The sequence below is a fragment of the Paenibacillus piri genome (assembly GCF_004354045.1).
Lineage (GTDB): Bacteria > Bacillota > Bacilli > Paenibacillales > NBRC-103111 > Paenibacillus_S > Paenibacillus_S piri.
Genome location: NZ_SMRT01000025.1, coordinates 50425 through 65766, shown reverse-complemented (window position 1 = coordinate 65766; position 15342 = coordinate 50425). Strand labels below are relative to the sequence as shown.

12 protein-coding genes, 12 tRNA genes and 2 rRNA genes are annotated in these 15342 nt (G+C 49.8%); 20 read left to right on the top strand and 6 right to left on the bottom strand.

Features of this window, described 5'->3' with window-relative positions; genetic code table 11:
- From E1757_RS31980 to E1757_RS31915, 14 genes are all read left to right on the top strand, one after another.
- Positions 1–299 (top strand): 23S ribosomal RNA (locus tag E1757_RS31980); the annotation flags it as partial.
- 173 nt (positions 300–472) lie between these two features.
- A 5S ribosomal RNA gene (rrf, locus tag E1757_RS31975) occupies positions 473–589 on the top strand.
- A 7-nt stretch (positions 590–596) separates the two neighbouring features.
- Positions 597–672: transfer RNA gene (locus tag E1757_RS31970), tRNA-Asn, on the top strand.
- A gap of 3 nt (positions 673–675) precedes the next feature.
- Positions 676–751 (top strand) — tRNA-Thr (locus E1757_RS31965).
- A 6-nt stretch (positions 752–757) separates the two neighbouring features.
- Positions 758–829 (top strand) — tRNA-Glu (locus E1757_RS31960).
- Positions 830–883: 54 nt separating this feature from the next.
- Positions 884–959 (top strand) — tRNA-Val (locus E1757_RS31955).
- A gap of 1 nt (position 960) precedes the next feature.
- A tRNA-Thr gene (locus tag E1757_RS31950) sits at positions 961–1036 on the top strand.
- A gap of 13 nt (positions 1037–1049) precedes the next feature.
- Positions 1050–1121, top strand: a tRNA-Gln gene (locus E1757_RS31945).
- Positions 1122–1133: 12 nt separating this feature from the next.
- A tRNA-Lys gene (locus tag E1757_RS31940) sits at positions 1134–1206 on the top strand.
- Positions 1207–1217: 11 nt separating this feature from the next.
- Positions 1218–1297: transfer RNA gene (locus E1757_RS31935), tRNA-Leu, on the top strand.
- 6 nt (positions 1298–1303) lie between these two features.
- Positions 1304–1378: transfer RNA gene (locus E1757_RS31930), tRNA-Gly, on the top strand.
- A gap of 9 nt (positions 1379–1387) precedes the next feature.
- Positions 1388–1464 (top strand) — tRNA-Arg (locus E1757_RS31925).
- Between the two features lie 178 nt (positions 1465–1642).
- A tRNA-Pro gene (locus tag E1757_RS31920) sits at positions 1643–1719 on the top strand.
- Positions 1720–1729: 10 nt separating this feature from the next.
- Positions 1730–1800: transfer RNA gene (locus E1757_RS31915), tRNA-Gly, on the top strand.
- 124 nt (positions 1801–1924) lie between these two features.
- Here the strand turns inward: E1757_RS31915 and E1757_RS31910 are convergent.
- From E1757_RS31910 to E1757_RS31885, 6 genes are all read right to left on the bottom strand, one after another.
- Positions 1925–2329, bottom strand: coding sequence for a type II toxin-antitoxin system VapC family toxin (locus E1757_RS31910; protein ID WP_133235915.1), 405 nt, complete (start codon positions 2327–2329; stop codon positions 1925–1927).
- Between the two features lie 5 nt (positions 2330–2334).
- Positions 2335–2559 carry a hypothetical protein gene (locus E1757_RS31905; protein ID WP_133235913.1) on the bottom strand — a complete coding sequence of 75 codons (225 nt, stop codon included), beginning with the start codon at positions 2557–2559 and terminating at the stop codon, positions 2335–2337.
- Between the two features lie 524 nt (positions 2560–3083).
- On the bottom strand, positions 3084–3401 hold the full coding sequence (isdG, locus tag E1757_RS31900) for a heme oxygenase (RefSeq protein WP_133235911.1): 318 nt from the start codon (positions 3399–3401) through the stop codon (positions 3084–3086).
- 1 nt (position 3402) lies between these two features.
- Positions 3403–4197, bottom strand: a complete 795-nt coding sequence (locus E1757_RS31895; protein ID WP_133235909.1) for an ABC transporter ATP-binding protein — start codon at positions 4195–4197, stop codon at positions 3403–3405.
- On the bottom strand, positions 4197–5192 hold the full coding sequence (locus E1757_RS31890) for a FecCD family ABC transporter permease (RefSeq protein WP_133235907.1): 996 nt from the start codon (positions 5190–5192) through the stop codon (positions 4197–4199). The genes E1757_RS31895 and E1757_RS31890 overlap by 1 nt, the downstream gene beginning before the upstream one ends.
- Positions 5189–6181: an ABC transporter substrate-binding protein gene (locus E1757_RS31885; protein ID WP_133235905.1), complete on the bottom strand. Its 993-nt coding sequence runs from the start codon at positions 6179–6181 to the stop codon at positions 5189–5191. Before E1757_RS31885 ends, E1757_RS31890 begins: the two co-directional genes overlap by 4 nt.
- A gap of 426 nt (positions 6182–6607) precedes the next feature.
- Here E1757_RS31885 and isdC point away from each other — a divergent pair, with 426 nt between their 5' ends.
- The 6 genes from isdC to E1757_RS31855 all read left to right on the top strand — a co-directional run bounded on the left by isdC (position 6608) and on the right by E1757_RS31855 (position 15303).
- A complete protein-coding gene (gene isdC / locus E1757_RS31880) occupies positions 6608–7387 on the top strand; it encodes a heme uptake protein IsdC (RefSeq protein ID WP_165972379.1) in 780 nt (259 codons plus the stop codon).
- A 15-nt stretch (positions 7388–7402) separates the two neighbouring features.
- Complete coding sequence (locus tag E1757_RS31875; protein ID WP_133235901.1) at positions 7403–7864, top strand: NEAT domain-containing protein; 462 nt, start codon at positions 7403–7405, stop codon at positions 7862–7864.
- A 145-nt stretch (positions 7865–8009) separates the two neighbouring features.
- Entirely contained in the window at positions 8010–12401 is a 4392-nt protein-coding gene (locus tag E1757_RS31870) for an NEAT domain-containing protein (protein ID WP_165972378.1), read from the top strand.
- Positions 12402–12623: 222 nt separating this feature from the next.
- Positions 12624–13526 (top strand): heme ABC transporter substrate-binding protein IsdE, encoded by a 903-nt coding sequence (isdE, locus tag E1757_RS31865; RefSeq protein ID WP_246079681.1) that lies wholly within the window; start codon positions 12624–12626, stop codon positions 13524–13526.
- A gap of 33 nt (positions 13527–13559) precedes the next feature.
- Entirely contained in the window at positions 13560–14543 is a 984-nt protein-coding gene (locus E1757_RS31860; RefSeq protein WP_133235897.1) for a FecCD family ABC transporter permease, read from the top strand.
- The gene (locus tag E1757_RS31855) at positions 14533–15303 is read left to right on the top strand and encodes an ABC transporter ATP-binding protein (protein ID WP_133235895.1); all 771 of its coding nucleotides are present in this window, start codon (positions 14533–14535) and stop codon (positions 15301–15303) included. Before E1757_RS31860 ends, E1757_RS31855 begins: the two co-directional genes overlap by 11 nt.
- The last annotated feature ends 39 nt before the right edge of the window (positions 15304–15342 follow it).

Below are 15342 nucleotides of genomic sequence, written 5' to 3'. Positions count from 1 at the left end.
TCGTGAGACAGTTCGGTCCCTATCTGTCGCGGGCGTAGGAAGTTTGAGAGGAGCTGTCCTTAGTACGAGAGGACCGGGATGGACGTACCGCTGGTGTACCAGTTGTTCCGCCAGGAGCACGGCTGGATAGCTACGTACGGAAGGGATAAGCGCTGAAAGCATCTAAGCGTGAAGCCCCCCTCAAGATGAGATTTCCCAGTACGTAAGACCCCTTGAAGACGACGAGGTAGATAGGTTCGGGGTGGAAGCGCGGCAACGTGTGGAGCTGACGAATACTAATCGGTCGAGGGCTTAACTAACTACCCAAGAAAGGGAGGAAAGGCGCTGTAGCGCAGTCCGATTCCTTTTACGGGGCCTCTAAGAAAAGAAGAACGAACAATGCTTGCCGGTTTCGGATCCAGTTTTCAAGGCGCAAGCCGTCTTGAACAGAAGAACGGATGTTCCTTGGCGGGAACATCAATCTTAAACCACGTTTGGTGATGATGGCGGAGGGGAACCACGCGTTCCCATCTCGAACACGACCGTTAAGCCCTCCAGCGCCAATGGTACTTAGACCGCAGGGTCTTGGGAGAGTAGGACGTCGCCAAGCGGTATATTCCCTGATAGCTCAGTTGGTAGAGCACTCGACTGTTAATCGAGTTGTCACAGGTTCGAGTCCTGTTCGGGGAGCCATATGCTTCCATAGCTCAGTAGGTAGAGTGCATCCATGGTAAGGATGAGGTCACCGGTTCGATCCCGGTTGGAAGCTCCAGAGTGTGGCCCGTTGGTCAAGGGGTTAAGACACCTCCCTTTCACGGAGGTAACAGGGGTTCGAATCCCCTACGGGTCATTAAGTGACACCAAGGGATAACAACCATTGCTTACCTACATATTTTGAATAGCTGGACGCTTAGCTCAGCTGGGAGAGCATCTGCCTTACAAGCAGAGGGTCGGCGGTTCGATCCCGTCAGCGTCCACCATGCCGCTGTAGCTCAATTGGTAGAGCAACTGACTTGTAATCAGTAGGTTGGGGGTTCAAGTCCTCTCGGCGGCACCAGTTGACTTCATAATGGGGATTAGCCAAGCGGTAAGGCAACGGACTTTGACTCCGTCATGCCTAGGTTCGAATCCTAGATCCCCAGCTTTTCTATTATGAGACATTAGCTCAGCCGGTAGAGCACCTGACTTTTAATCAGGGTGTCGTAGGTTCGAATCCTACATGTCTCATTGTTTTCTTCGCGCGTATGGCGGAATTGGCAGACGCACTAGACTTAGGATCTAGCGGGAGACCGTGGGGGTTCAAGTCCCTCTACGCGCATCGTTTGCGGAAGTGGCTCAGCGGTAGAGCATCGCCTTGCCAAGGCGAGGGTCGCGGGTTCGATTCCCGTCTTCCGCTCCAACTTAATAAGTGCCCTTAGCTCAGCTGGATAGAGCGTTTGACTACGAATCAAAAGGTCGGGAGTTCGAATCTCTCAGGGCACGCCATTTTAAACATCAAAGCAAGACCAAGTGAACTGAGCCAGATTCGAACGATTGAGTTCGTCGGAGCATCCGCTTCGTTAGGACAACGTCGCAGTCGGCCGAAGGCCGCATCTCTCAGGGCACGCCATTAATTTCATATTAAGCTTATGCAGTGTACTTAGCCGTTCACTTCATATACCGTCGGGACGTAGCTCAGCTTGGTAGAGCACCTGGTTTGGGACCAGGGGGTCGCATGTTCAAATCGTGTCGTCCCGACCATTTTTTATATGCGGGTGTAGTTCAATGGTAGAACTCCAGCCTTCCAAGCTGGTAGCGTGGGTTCGATTCCCATCACCCGCTTATCGAAAGCCTTAAGCTATAAGGCTTTTTTTGTTTTTCATAATTGTATGGAGGCGATTTTGGAAAGGTTTTCCGGACTTGATGTACATCAAGAGACAGTGGTTGTACATTCAAATATACTGTCCTATACTTTCAAAAGAATCAGTCCATACTCGTTCGTAATAAAGTTCATGTCCGAATCCCTGGAAACCAATATCAAATTTGCTGTAAAGGCAGTTGCGATGATGAGCGCATCAGGAGTCTTTATTTTTCGCCCTTTGTTTCTTTGCTCGCTTTGTATAGATGCCGCTTTTCTTGCAACATCTGAATCAACATGGAGCATATGCTTTAGGGAAGACATTCTCTCCGCTACTAAATACTGATTATGTTTGATTCCGCTCAAAACTTCACATTCCGCAATGGTAGAAAAGAATATCCGCCTTTTTTCCTTTTGTGCTTGGCGTACCAAATCAACGGCAGAATGATCGTTATCCAGAATAGCGACTACAATGTTGGAATCGAATAAATATCCCGAGTTACTGTAAGTCACTTTCCTCAGTTCTCCCGGGACTCTTGAATATGATTCAACAATTCTTTTGCTTCCCCAGGTTTCAAAATCCCGGCAACACTTAGAATATCATCGACTGAATAATCATCAAAGTCCTCTATAGTTTCTGCTTCAAGATCAATGACAAGCTTCTTGGTGGTAATATTGTTTTCAGATAAAAAATCCCTTAAATCTTTTGCTATGTGAGGGTGTAATTTGCGTACAATTGACATGAGAGAATCTCTCCTTTATCGAAAGGATAGGGGCTGCTTTCTGTGTTCTCATGAATTGCCTGATTTCAGCAGCTCTTTATCTTCAATTATACCCTACAATCGGATTGACGGATACCGCCGCGGTGCACAGAAAGTGCACTTTTCCGTGTACCGCTAATGTACCAATCATGTGCCGATAATGTTCAATATTACTTGAAGGCACGTCATAACACATCGATTTTGAAAACCCGCGCCAGATAAGGTTCCTGGCTTATCGCAGCACGCCGCAACAGACCCGCTGTTTTAACGCAGCGCGACGCGAATATCGCACACTTGGTTTTGTGCCGTCCTTTTGGCAACATAACCGGCAAAAGCACCCTCTCGGGTGCTTTTTGTTGTTTCCCTGCTACATAGCCGGTAAAAATCCGGGAAGAACCGGCTTACAGTAACGCCTGTTCGCTCCCGTTCAGCTTTCGCTTGCCAGAGGGGAACAGAATGAAAGCTAACAAGCCGGGCCCTGTAAGAGACAGGATCCGGCTTGCACTTTAGCCGGCTGCTATCGGATGCCTTACAATTTTTACATCATAGAACGAAATTTTGTTGGAAATAATATAATCCGGGATTTGTCGATGAGCGTGCGACTCGCGGAACGCCTCGCTGCGTGTCCATGCCTGAAAATCTTCTTTCTTGTTCCACTTGGTGCTTACCGTAACTTCATCGTATTCCGAGGCGTTTTCCGTTAACAGCACTTCCAAGCCTAAAAAGCCTTCCATGTACTCGACCTTTCCTACTTTATCGAACCGTTCGATCAACTTATGGGCGTTGCCTTTTGTAATTTGGGATGTATTCGTTACAATAACCATTTTAATTCCTCCTACTCGCTTCTAAAGTTTTGATAGGGATAATAACGGGATAATCATCTTCGAAGGTTACTTTGGCTTCAATGTTGTAGACGTCCTTGAGTAACTGGGGATTCAGAATCTGTTTGGGCGCTCCTGCAGTATGGATGGCCCCGCTCTTCATGGCGATCATATGATGACAATAATTGGCGGCCTGCTGAAGATCGTGAAGCACCGAGACGACCGTAACCGCCGGGTACTCCTGATTGATCTTTTGCAGCATTTCCATGACATCCAATTGATGGGCGATATCCAGAAAAGTCGTGGGTTCATCCAATAAAATGATATTCGTTTGCTGCGCTAAAATCATCGCTATACGCGCTTTTTGCTGCTCACCTCCCGACAAAGTATGGATCATGCGATTTTCGTGCTTTTTCGTGCCGGTCACGTTCAAGGCCCATTCGACATGACGCTCATCCTCAGCGGTCATCCGGTCAAAAAGACGCTTGTGCGGAGAACGGCCGTAGGAAATAAGCTCTCTCACCGTCATATCGGGCGGAGGCTGGGAAGATTGGGTAAGCATGGCCACTGTCTGTGCGAGCTCTATGGGTCTGTAAGCTGTAATCGGCTTGTTATGCAGCACCACTTCGCCTTTGTTTGCATGCAGCAGCGTCGATATTACCTTCAGAAGAGTCGACTTGCCGGATCCGTTAGGACCGACAATAGCGGTAATTTTCCCGCGCGGGATCGAAATGCTTATATTATTCAGATGAAAAGCTCCGACATGCAGCTCAATATGCTTGGTTCGAATAGCAGTCATTACACGATTCTCCGTTTCTTCAGCAAAAATAAAAAGAACGGCGCCCCCAAGGCGGCAAGCAATATTCCTACCGGAAGCTCGAGCGGATCAAACCATGAACGGGCTACGGTATCGGACAGGACGACAAGCAGAGCACCGCCTGCAATCGACAAAGGAAGCAAAAAGCGATAATCTTCCCCGATCAGCAGACGAATCGCATGCGGAACAATTAATCCGACAAAGCCGACCAATCCCGCGACGCTGACAGCGGTTCCGGCCAGCAAAGAAGAGAGCAGGATGATGAGAAAGCGCTGCAGCTCAACCTTTTGACCGAGCAGCTTGGCAGGGTCATCCCCCAACAGCAAAAGATTTGCCGGTTTAATTGCGAATACTGTGAGTGTTAAGCCGACCAGCGCATAAGGGGCCATAAACTCCAGATGATACCAGCTTCGGCCGCTTAATCCTCCCGCCAGCCAGGGCAGCACGGCTTGAACCCTGTCGCTGTAAATGACCATAAATCCGCTCGTAATAGCCCCCAACAAGGCGTTCATGGCAACGCCGGCTAAAATGATTTTCAGCGGAGAGGCGCCTTTATCCCAAGCCAGGCCGTAAATAACAAGGGAGGTGGCGAGCGAGCCAAGAAATGCCAGAATCGGCAGCAGATAGCTGTATTGCGGGAATACGATCATGGATATGATGGCAGCCAGCCCCCCGCCGGCGGATACTCCGATAATGCCCGGGTCGGCCAAAGGGTTTTTCATCACTCCCTGCAGGAGAGCTCCCGAAGCGGCCAAACACGCCCCGACCAGCAAGCCGATCAGCACTCTGGGAAGCCGCAGATTGATAATGATTTTTTCATGAATCGGCTGACCGGCATTCGCAGCAACATCCCATAACTGCCGTAGGGATATAGCCACCGATCCGCTGCTCAGTCCATATAACGTGACGATCAGCAAAAGAACAGGAACGATCGCGATAATAAGTTTTCTTCTCGATTGGCGCTGCCGGATGTTCATGTCGCTGATTTTACGGATAGCAGCAGCTTGTTCATCAAGTCGAGCGCTTCGATAATTTTGGTTCCGGGATTTGTTCCGAACAGGTCGGAAGGAAGCACTTCAACCCGATTGTTCTTCACAGCATCGAGGCTGTTCCAGGCGGCATTTTGCTGCATTTCCTTCAGAAATCCGTCCTTTACTTGTGCAGGATTGCCATGAGTCATAATCAGTATGATCTGCGGATTCGACTTCATGATTTTCTCCGTGTTGAGCTGCGCGTACTGCGGATAACTGTCCAGCTTCGGATAATCGCTTGCTATGTTTTCTCCTCCCGCTGCGGTCAAAATGCTGCCGCTCAGAGAGCTATTTAATGCAGCCATATAAGTGCCGGGCGCTCCGTATACCATGAGAACCCGCGGTTTTTCAGCGGGCTGACTCGTCTTCAATTCGTTTAATTTCCGATCGATCGTATCGAGCCATTCCTTCGCTTTATCGTTTTTTTGCAGCAGCTGACCGAGCAGTTCAATCTGTCGTTTAATATCTCCGATGGAGTCCGCATTCGTTAAGACGAGCTTGGAGCCCAGGCTTTCGATGGAGGCGATGTCCTTCATGTTCGTGGGGTTGTTTCCCAGTACCACATCGGGGCTGAGATAAGCAACCTTTTCCAAATCAAGCCCGTGGACAGAGCCGATTTGTTCAACAGCCTTGGCTTCAGGTACAGGGAGGGGAGCTGCGGAAGCTGGCCGGCCAACCAATGTTCCGCCGAGCGCATAAATAATGTCCATTTCACCGTTGCCTAAAGCCGCAATTTTGCCTGGAATATGGTCGAATGCGACTTGCCGGCCGGCGAAATCTGTAATTGATACGGACTGCATTGCGAAGCTTGCTCCGGGCCCGGCCCCGGCTGCAGCTGCGCTTTTCGTGCTCTCTGCAGTTCCTGGGGCTGTCTGGCCGCAGGCCGGAGCGCCCAAGAGGGCTAGCATCGTAAAAAGAAATACATATTTCTTCATCGGGATCCTCCTACTCCATATTAATTCTAAATGATAATGAATATCATTTTCAATGTCAATCGAAAAATTGGAATGGTTACCTAGTAATTTTGATGTAAAGACGGGAAATAAAAAAATTAAAAATACTGGTTGACAGTTTTTGGGTAGTTAGGATAACATCAACTCGTAGCGGTACCGCCAACCTAAATTCTGTTAATTTCTCGGAGGTGTTGCCATAAGTGAAAGCTGAACAAACAAATAAGCAGGCAGCAAGTTCATTTTTTTTGAGTTCATAATGAGAATGATTATCGTTATCTACGAAATGCTCGGAAGCTGATGTTAAGGGAAGCGGATGGCATTTATTTTTTTAATTAACAATGAGAATGATTATCGTTATTGATTAAAAGACGACACTGCCGCCTAAATCAACGATGGGAAAGGATAAATGTGAAGAAGCATTGGGATATCTCAATCTACGGTTTGCTGCTGCTTTGTTTGTTAACGCTGTTTATCCAGCCGGGAGCACAAGCTGCTGCTGCTGTTATGTCTGACGGTACATATATTCTCGACTATACGATCAAGCAGGCGGACAGCGACTCGGTTTCCATGGCGAATGATTACTTTGAGAAACCGGCTACAGTCGTTGTGACTAATGGCGAAGCCAGAGTGCAGCTTCAAATGAACCATAGCAAGTGGATTACCGTGTTCAAGGTTCCGAACGGCTCGGGTTTTGCGGATGCGAATGTGGTGAGCCATGACAGCGCAGCCGACACAAGAGTAGTCGGTTTCAAAGTGGATGATTTGACACAGCCTGTACTTTCCAAAATCCATGTAACGGTTGAGTCGATAAATTATGATCACGATTATACGATTCGTTTTGCGTTTGATACGAAGAGCGTAAAACCGGCAGCCGATACGGGCGGTCTCGCCCCGACAACGTCGACGACCCGGGCCAGCTCGCTCCCGGCTAACGGAAAACCCGCGGACGCAGCGCCTCAAGCGGAGAGCGGTCAAGGCTCCGGCCAAGCTTCGGCCAAGGCAGCTGCTTCCAAAGCGGAGGCGGCGTCAAACGATCAGCCGATTGCTGCTGAGACGGAAGCCGCGAAGAAACAGGCAGTCAGCAATCCGAAAACGGGAGATGCGACGCCTCTCGGCTGGCTGATTGCTATTGTCATGAGCTCCGCATTTTTGTTGGCTTGCTGCATCAAAATTAAAAAATCATTGTAGGGAGGTTTATATTTTATGAGAAGAAAAGCTATTTCCATGCTCGTTCTGTTATTCGTGTTGTTGGCAATCATTCAAGTTCCTGTTGCAGGCGCTACTGAATTGTCCGACGGCGATTATACGCTTAACTTTACTCTCTACAAGGACAATACGAACGAAAGCTCCGTTATGAATGACTATGTCGATTTGACCAGCGGCAAGCTGAGAGTGGAAGACGGCAAAAACTATGTTTCCTTCGTCTTGCGCCAAAGTGCGCAAACAACAAGCTTCAAAACGGAGAAGAACGGTGTGCTGGTGGAAGCGGCTGTTATAAGCAGCGATACGACGAACAATACAAGAACCGTCGAATTCGAAGTCGGCGATTTGTCGGCAAGATTGAACGCTTGGGTAAAAATTTATTGGCAAGTGACTCCCGAATTTCTTTACGATCACGAATATGATGTCGATCTGGGATTCAGCAACATCATCCCAGTACCTTAAGGTGAAAAAACAAGCCATCATATCCGGTTTGCCCGCAATTCCATAGTAACCGTTATTGGGACGGCCTTTACGCGTAAATGGTGTTAATGCCGATACGCAGGGCCGTTCCTTCAAGCCTATGAAGCTTTTTACGAAGGAGAGAAACATGTTGAACAGGCAGTTTAAGAAGATGATATCCGCCCTGCTCGTGTTTTTTGTATTACTGACAGGGGTGCCATTTCCGGAGGCTTATGCGACGGATCTACCGACAGCGAGTTTAACCTCGAGTACAACGAACGCTCCACAGGCGGTATATGGCAATCCTTTTCGGGTAACCGTTAAAATAAGCAATGTCACCGACAGCGTCTACCAGCAAGTTTACGAGCATGAGGCGACGGTTAATTATGATCCCGATCAATTGGAATTAACCGAGGTTTTGGCCCCGTACAATACGTTTGAAGTGCCTGTGCAGACCGCGGTGTCGCCTGGAAAAGTGAAGGTGTATAACAAGCTGATCGCAGGTAAAGCAGGATATGCTTTCAGCAGCGGCACTAGGAATTTCTCGGTATTTATTTTTAAACCGAAAGCTTCGGGCGCTTATCATTCTTCGGTTTCGGTGAGCGATATCACCATTACGAACGGACAAGGAAACAAGCTGGAGCTAAATAATGCCTCCTATACGATAAACGTAGTGCCGGCGGGAAATAAGAGTTCGCTGAACGCTTTAATTAATCAAGCCCAAAGTGCATACGATGCGGCAGTCGAAGGAACGGAAACCGGCCAATATCCGGCTGGTTCGAAAAACGCGCTGAAAACGGCTATTCAAAAAGCCAACGCGACGGCAAAAGGGATTGAAGGGAACACAACCTTGCCGAACCAGCCGCAGGCGGCATTGAACCAAGCCTTGGCCGAGCTGCAGGCGGCGTTCGATGTGTTCCAGGCATTGGCCATCGGAACCAATGGGGAGTACAGCCTGAATTTCACGGCGATGCACGCGACCAAAGACGAAGCTTCGTCGATGGATAAATATTTCCTGAAGCCGGGGAAATTGACCGTGCAAGGAAATACGAAGAAGGTTTCGTTTACAGTCAAGGACAGTACCACCGTTTCCAGCCTTAAAGTACAGCAAAACGGAGCGATGGTGGAGACAGCGATTTTAAGCACGGATACCGTGGCGAACACGCGGGTGGTGGAGTTCCCGGTGAGCGATTTGAACGCGCTGCTGAATGCTCAGGTGCACATCTCGACCACGCTGCCGGGCGGCGGCGCTTATGAGATGGATCATAGCATCCGGTTGAAATTCGACATCGGCGGCAAAACGCAGCTGAACGCTTTAATCGCCAACGCTCAAGCGGCGCATGACGCAGCGGTGGAAGGAAGCGCGAACGGGCAGTATCCGGCCGGCTCGAAGATTACGCTGAAGGCAGCGATCGATCAGGCAAAAGCAGCTGCCGCAAATGTAGGGGCTTCGCAGTCGCAAGTCGATCAGGCTGCGGCTGATTTGCAAACGGCGCTGGGCGCATTCAAAGCCTCTGTGAACACCGGTACGCCTTCCAACCCTGATCTTCAGGATGGCGTGTATGACATCGGGTTTACGATTTACAAAAAAGGAACGAGCGACAGCTCAGTCATGTACGATTATGTTATTCCGGAAAGCGGAAAATTATCGGTACAAGGCGGTAAGAAATACGTATCGTTTACTTTGAAGCAAAGCAAGGAAATCTTGTCGTTCAAAACGCAGCAAAACGGAGCTTTAGCCGAGACAACGGTAGTGAGCAAGGATGAGGCGGCGAATACCCGGGTGGTTCAGTTCCCGGTGGACGATCTGACGGTAAGAGTAAACGGCTGGGTCAAAATTTACTGGCAGCTGACTCCGGACTTCCTGTATGACAATGAGTATGACGTGGAAATCGGCTTCAGCAACTTGCCGACCAATCCGTCAAATTCCGTCAACAAATCGACGTTGAATCAGACGATTGCTGCCGCCCAAGCGGCGTATGACGCTGCGGTGGAAGGAACGGAGAACGGTCAGTATCCGGGAAGTGCGAAGAACGCGCTGCAAACGGCTATTAATAACGCCAAGGCAGTTGCAAACGATACAGGAGCAACGCAGCAGCAAGTCGATCGGGCGGTTGAACACCTTCAAGCAAGTCTAGGTACGTTCCAGGCTTCGGTTATTAACAAGCAGTCGCTTCCGGAAGGCGAGTATTTGCTCGATTATGCCATTTATAAAAAAGGCACGAACGATAACTCGGTCATGTACGATTATGTTGTCAAAGACAGCGGAAAACTAACGGTGCAGGGCGGCAAAAAATACGTTTCGTTTACGCTGAAGCAGAGCGCGGAAATCTTGTCGTTCAAGACGCTGCAAAATGGAGCTTTGGCGGAGACGACGACGGTTTCCAGCGATCCGGCATCCAATACCCGAACCGTTCAATTCGAGGTAGACAATCTGACGTCAAGGTTGAACGGCTGGGTCAAAATTTATTGGGATCTGGGTCCTCCGATCGGGTTGTACGATCATGAATACGATGTCGAGCTGAGCTTCAGCAACCTCAGAGTCGATCTAACGAAACCTGTAAAAGACGGCCAGTACAGCTTCAGCTTTACGGCGGCGTCGGATGATCCGTCAGGCGCGCCAATCCATTCCTATTTGGATACTACGGGCGGTTTAAAGGTACAAAACGGCAAAAAGCTGGCTTCGTTCAAATTGAAGAGCGGCGTAACGATTACGAAAATACAAATGCTGAAATCCGACAATACCGTCCAAGATATTTTGCCGCAGTATGCGGTCAAGCAAGCGGGGCTCGTTAGAGTACTTGCTAATGAGGAAGCCGCGAAAGAAGTACAATTTGAAGTAGACGATTTGACAGCGACCTATATCATTCAGTTGATCGCAGGTGGGGGAGCTTCGACAGAGGCGCGGACTTTTAAGCTTGCCTTCGATAAAGTAGTACCTGTCGGTACCGTTACAACGCCAACTACGCCTACGACACCGACGAATCCTGGAGGAGGAACTGGCGGTGGTGGTGGAGGTACGATTCCTAATACGAGCTCGATGGCGGCAGGAACGTACAGCATCAATTACAAAATTTTAAAATACGGTACCGATGAAAAGTCCGTCATGCAGGACTATGTAATCACTCCGGCTACGTTGAAGGTTGAGGGCGGCAAACAGTATATTACGCTCACCCTGAAACAAAGCAAGGAAATTACCCAGTTCCAAACGGAGCTGGGCGGAAGCTTGACCGATACGGCAGTGGTATCAAGAAATGAAACCAGAAATACGAGAGATGTTCAATTCGAAGTGCCTGATCTGTCGGCAAAGCTGAAAGGCTGGGTAAAGGTCGATTGGCCGGAATTCAACTATTTCCATTCGTATGATGTAGACATTTCTTTCGACAAGTCGAGCATCAAGAAGCTGAGCGGAACCGATCTGGCCATCGGAGGCGGAGCTGCTATCGCTGCGCTGAAAGACGGCGAATACGATCTGGATTTCACCGTACTGCAGCATAGAAGCAACCTGGAATCGAGAATTAACGATTACATCGCTCATCCGGGAAAATTGATTGTTAAAGGCGAGAAGAAATCTATCGTTCTGCAGCTAACCCGCAACAATGAAATAACCGACTTCAAGATCGAAACGGAGAAAGCGACCGAATCGGGCAGCTCAAGCGCCAATAAGAAGATTGAAAAAGAAATGGTATCCGCCACAGCGGAAAACGTGAATGAAGCCGAGAATACGCGTTCCGTAAAATTCGAGGTGAAGGACGTGACCGCAACCTTGCATGCCGTTGTAACTATGGTGAAGAAGGTTAGCGGAAATGAAGCCGACGGACAGACCGCGGGCAATACGGAGGCAAACGGTGAGGACGGTTCCGATCAGACAGCGTCGGTTCCGACGGAAAACATCGATGTAGATATTATGTTTCATACAGATGCGTTTGGCCAGACGAAAGAGGAACAAGAGCAGGCGGCTAATCCTGCAGCGCAGCTTCCGACCGGGTCGAGCTCCGGAGCTCCCACTCTAAGCGATATTCAGGACCATTGGGCAAAATCATTGATTGAACGGGCCGTAGCGCTTGGAATCGTTAATGGATACGAGGACGGCACATTCCGACCGAGCGGGGAAATCAGCCGGGCCGAATTTACGGCCATGATCGGTCGGGCGCTGAAGCTGAAAGGCAGTGAAGCGAAATTGGCTTTCGCCGATGCCGACCATATTCCGTTATGGGTTAAGCCTTTGCTGGCCAATGCCGTAGAAGCGGGTATTATTAGCAGCTACGAGGATGGAACATTCCGGGCGGGACGTCAAATTACCCGTTCGGAAATCGCAGTGATAGTCGTCCGTGCTTTGAATCTTCCGCTGGATGCCGGCGATGCCCTGCCTTTCGCGGATGCCGGACAAATTCCCGAGTGGGCTTCCCCTTACGTTGCGGCAGCGTTCCAAAAGGGCATTATTAACGGCAGAGACTATAATCTGTTTGCGCCGAATGACAGTGCCACGCGGGCCGAAGCGGTAACTTTGGTCATCTCCATGCTAAATGATGCGAAATAAGTGAACTCGTTCAGCATTGCTGAACATCGGGGAATCAGATGGGGACTTTACCCTACCTACCTTGGAGGTGGGGGTCTTAACCCGATAAAGTCGTAATCGGATAACATAGTAAAGCGTATTTGTCTTACTTTGAAGCGGGGATGTCAAGAAATTGGCGTCCTTCGCCATTTTTGCGGATGCGGCTTGCGAATGCTGCGGTCCAAAGGAAGGAGTTATAGAAGTATGATGAGCAAGAGGTTAAGCGTTGGCCTTGTCATCATCGCGGTCTTGTTATTCGTCCTGTCCGGCTGTACCCGGAATATCGGAACGGAAGCGCAAGCGCAGGCCCGAACGCAGTCTGAACAAGCTTCGCCCGACTCAAGAGTGATAGCAACCACTGTGGCGGCAGCACAAATTATGGACGCATTGGAAATAAACCTGGTCGGCGTGCCGAAAAGCTACAAACAGCTGCCCAAACGGTACGAAGGCGTTGCGGAAGTAGGAAACCCGATGAGCCCGAACATGGAAGTGATCAAATCTTTGGATCCGACCGATGTTTTATCGGTAACGACGCTTCAATACGATTTGGCGCCGGTCTTTTCGAATGCGGGCGTTCAAGCCGACTATCTCGATCTGACGAGTGTCGAGAAGATGAACCGGGCGATCCAGGCGCTGGGAGACAAGTACGGGCGGCAAAAGCAGGCTGAGGCTATTATTTCCCGATTTGACGAGAAGCTGGCTGTAATCAAGAAAAAGGCAGAGGGAAAGCCTGCTCCGAGAGTGCTCATCCTGTTGGGGGTGCCCGGCAGCTATCTGGTAGCGACGGAGCATTCGTATATTGGCGATCTGGTTAAGCTCGCCGGTGGAATCAATGTCATTCAAGGAGAGAAAGTCGAATATTTGGCTTCGAACACCGAATATTTGCAGCAGTCGAATCCGGATGTTATTTTGCGGGCCGCTCACGGAATGCCTGAAGAAGTAATCATTATGTTCGATAAAGAATTCAAGAAAAACGATATTTGGAAACATTTCGATGCCGTCAAAAACAACCGGGTCTACGATCTGGAGGAAGAACGGTTCGGTACGACGGGCAATCTGGCTGCGGTCGAGGCGCTCGATATTTTAGTCCATATGCTATATCCGTAAATTTATATACCACATAAACAAAGGACGTTACTCATGAATGGAAAATGGTGGAGTATTGGGGCGGTCATCGTCCTGCTTAGCTTCGTAACGCTGCTATCGGCCACTACCGGAAGCTTGAAGGTCGGCAGTCTCGAGCTTGTTCAAGGCTTGTTTACGGGAGCGGGTAAAAATGTGCAAATCGTGAAAGATCTGCGGCTGCCGAGAATTGTCGTTGCGCTTTTTGTCGGTGCTTCTCTGGCCGTGTCCGGCGTTCTGCTGCAGGCGGTCATGCGAAGCTCGCTGGCCGATTCCGGCGTGATCGGCATCTCGGCCGGAGGGGGCTTTGTATCGATTCTGTTCGTGACGATATTTCCCCAAATGTTTTTTTGGCTACCGATATTCGCCTTTCTGGGCGGAGCATTAGCCTGTTTTCTCGTTTATTCGCTTTCGTGGAAATCGGGCCTCAGTCCTATCCGCATTATATTAGTAGGGATTGCCGTCAACGCAACCTTTACCGGACTGGGGCAATCGTTCAATTACCGGGGCAGCTATGCGGTCACAATGGTGAACCAGGCGACCACGTCCATTTTTCATATGAAAACATGGAAGGATGTCGAATCGATTGCGGTTTACGGTTCTATCGGGCTTGTGCTATCCCTGCTGTTATGCTCGTGGTGCAACTTGCTGTCGCTGCAGGACAAATCGGCGCAAAATTTGGGTCTGTCCGTTGCGCGCGCGCGGCTGATCATTTCGGCCGTAGCCGTACTGTTATCCGCTTCGGCTACGGCGATCGGAGGACTGATCGCATTTGTCGGCCTGCTTGTCCCCCATATTGCCCGACTGCTCGTCGGCTCGGATCATAAGGTACTGATCCCGTTCTCGGCCTTGGCGGGAGCGCTGCTCATCTTGTCGGCGGATACGTTGGGACGCACGGTATTGGCCCCCTCGGAAATTCCCGCTTCTATTATAATGACCGTTATCGGCGGTCCCTTTTTAATATTTTTGCTTAGAAAGAGAGACCGGGTCCATGGAAATTAAACAAGTCACATTTTCGTATGACCGCAAGGTCGAGCTCTTGAAGTCGGTAAGCGGCGAGATTGCCGAGGGCAAGATTACGACCATAATCGGGCCGAACGGCTGCGGCAAATCGACGCTGCTCGGCATCATGTCGCAAAATTATGCGCCGCAAAGCGGACAGGTGCTGCTGGACGGCAAGCTGCTGAACAGCTACAAGCCGAAAGAACTGGCCAAAAAGCTGGCCGTGGTGCATCAGCACAATGAAGCCCCGAGCGATATAACCGTAGAAAAACTGGTCGGCTTCGGTCGGCTGCCCTATAAAGGATTGTTCGTCCCCTTCGGCGAGGAAGATGAAACAGCGGTGGACCGGGCTCTGGCCCGCACCAATTTATTGGACAAAAGAAAATCAACCATTGTTCAATTATCGGGCGGCGAGAGGCAGAGAGTTTGGATTGCAATGGCGTTGGCGCAAAATACGCCGGTATTGTTCTTGGACGAACCGACCACTTATCTTGATATTTATTACCAAATCGAGCTTCTTCAACTGATTAAAGACTTGAATGTGACCCACGGTCTGACGATCGTTATGGTGCTGCACGACATTAATCAGGCTATCCGGTACAGCGACAATATTATAGCGATGAAGAATGGAGAAATTGTGTTGGCGGGCGCGCCGGGCGACGTCATTACGGAGCGAACGGTGAAAGCGATCTATGGGGTCAACGTAATCGTCCGGAACAGCGCGGATACAGGGATGTATCTCGTGCCTGTCGGCATTTAGGGAGGCGAACATAATGGTTCATGAGCCGCGGCCCGGCCG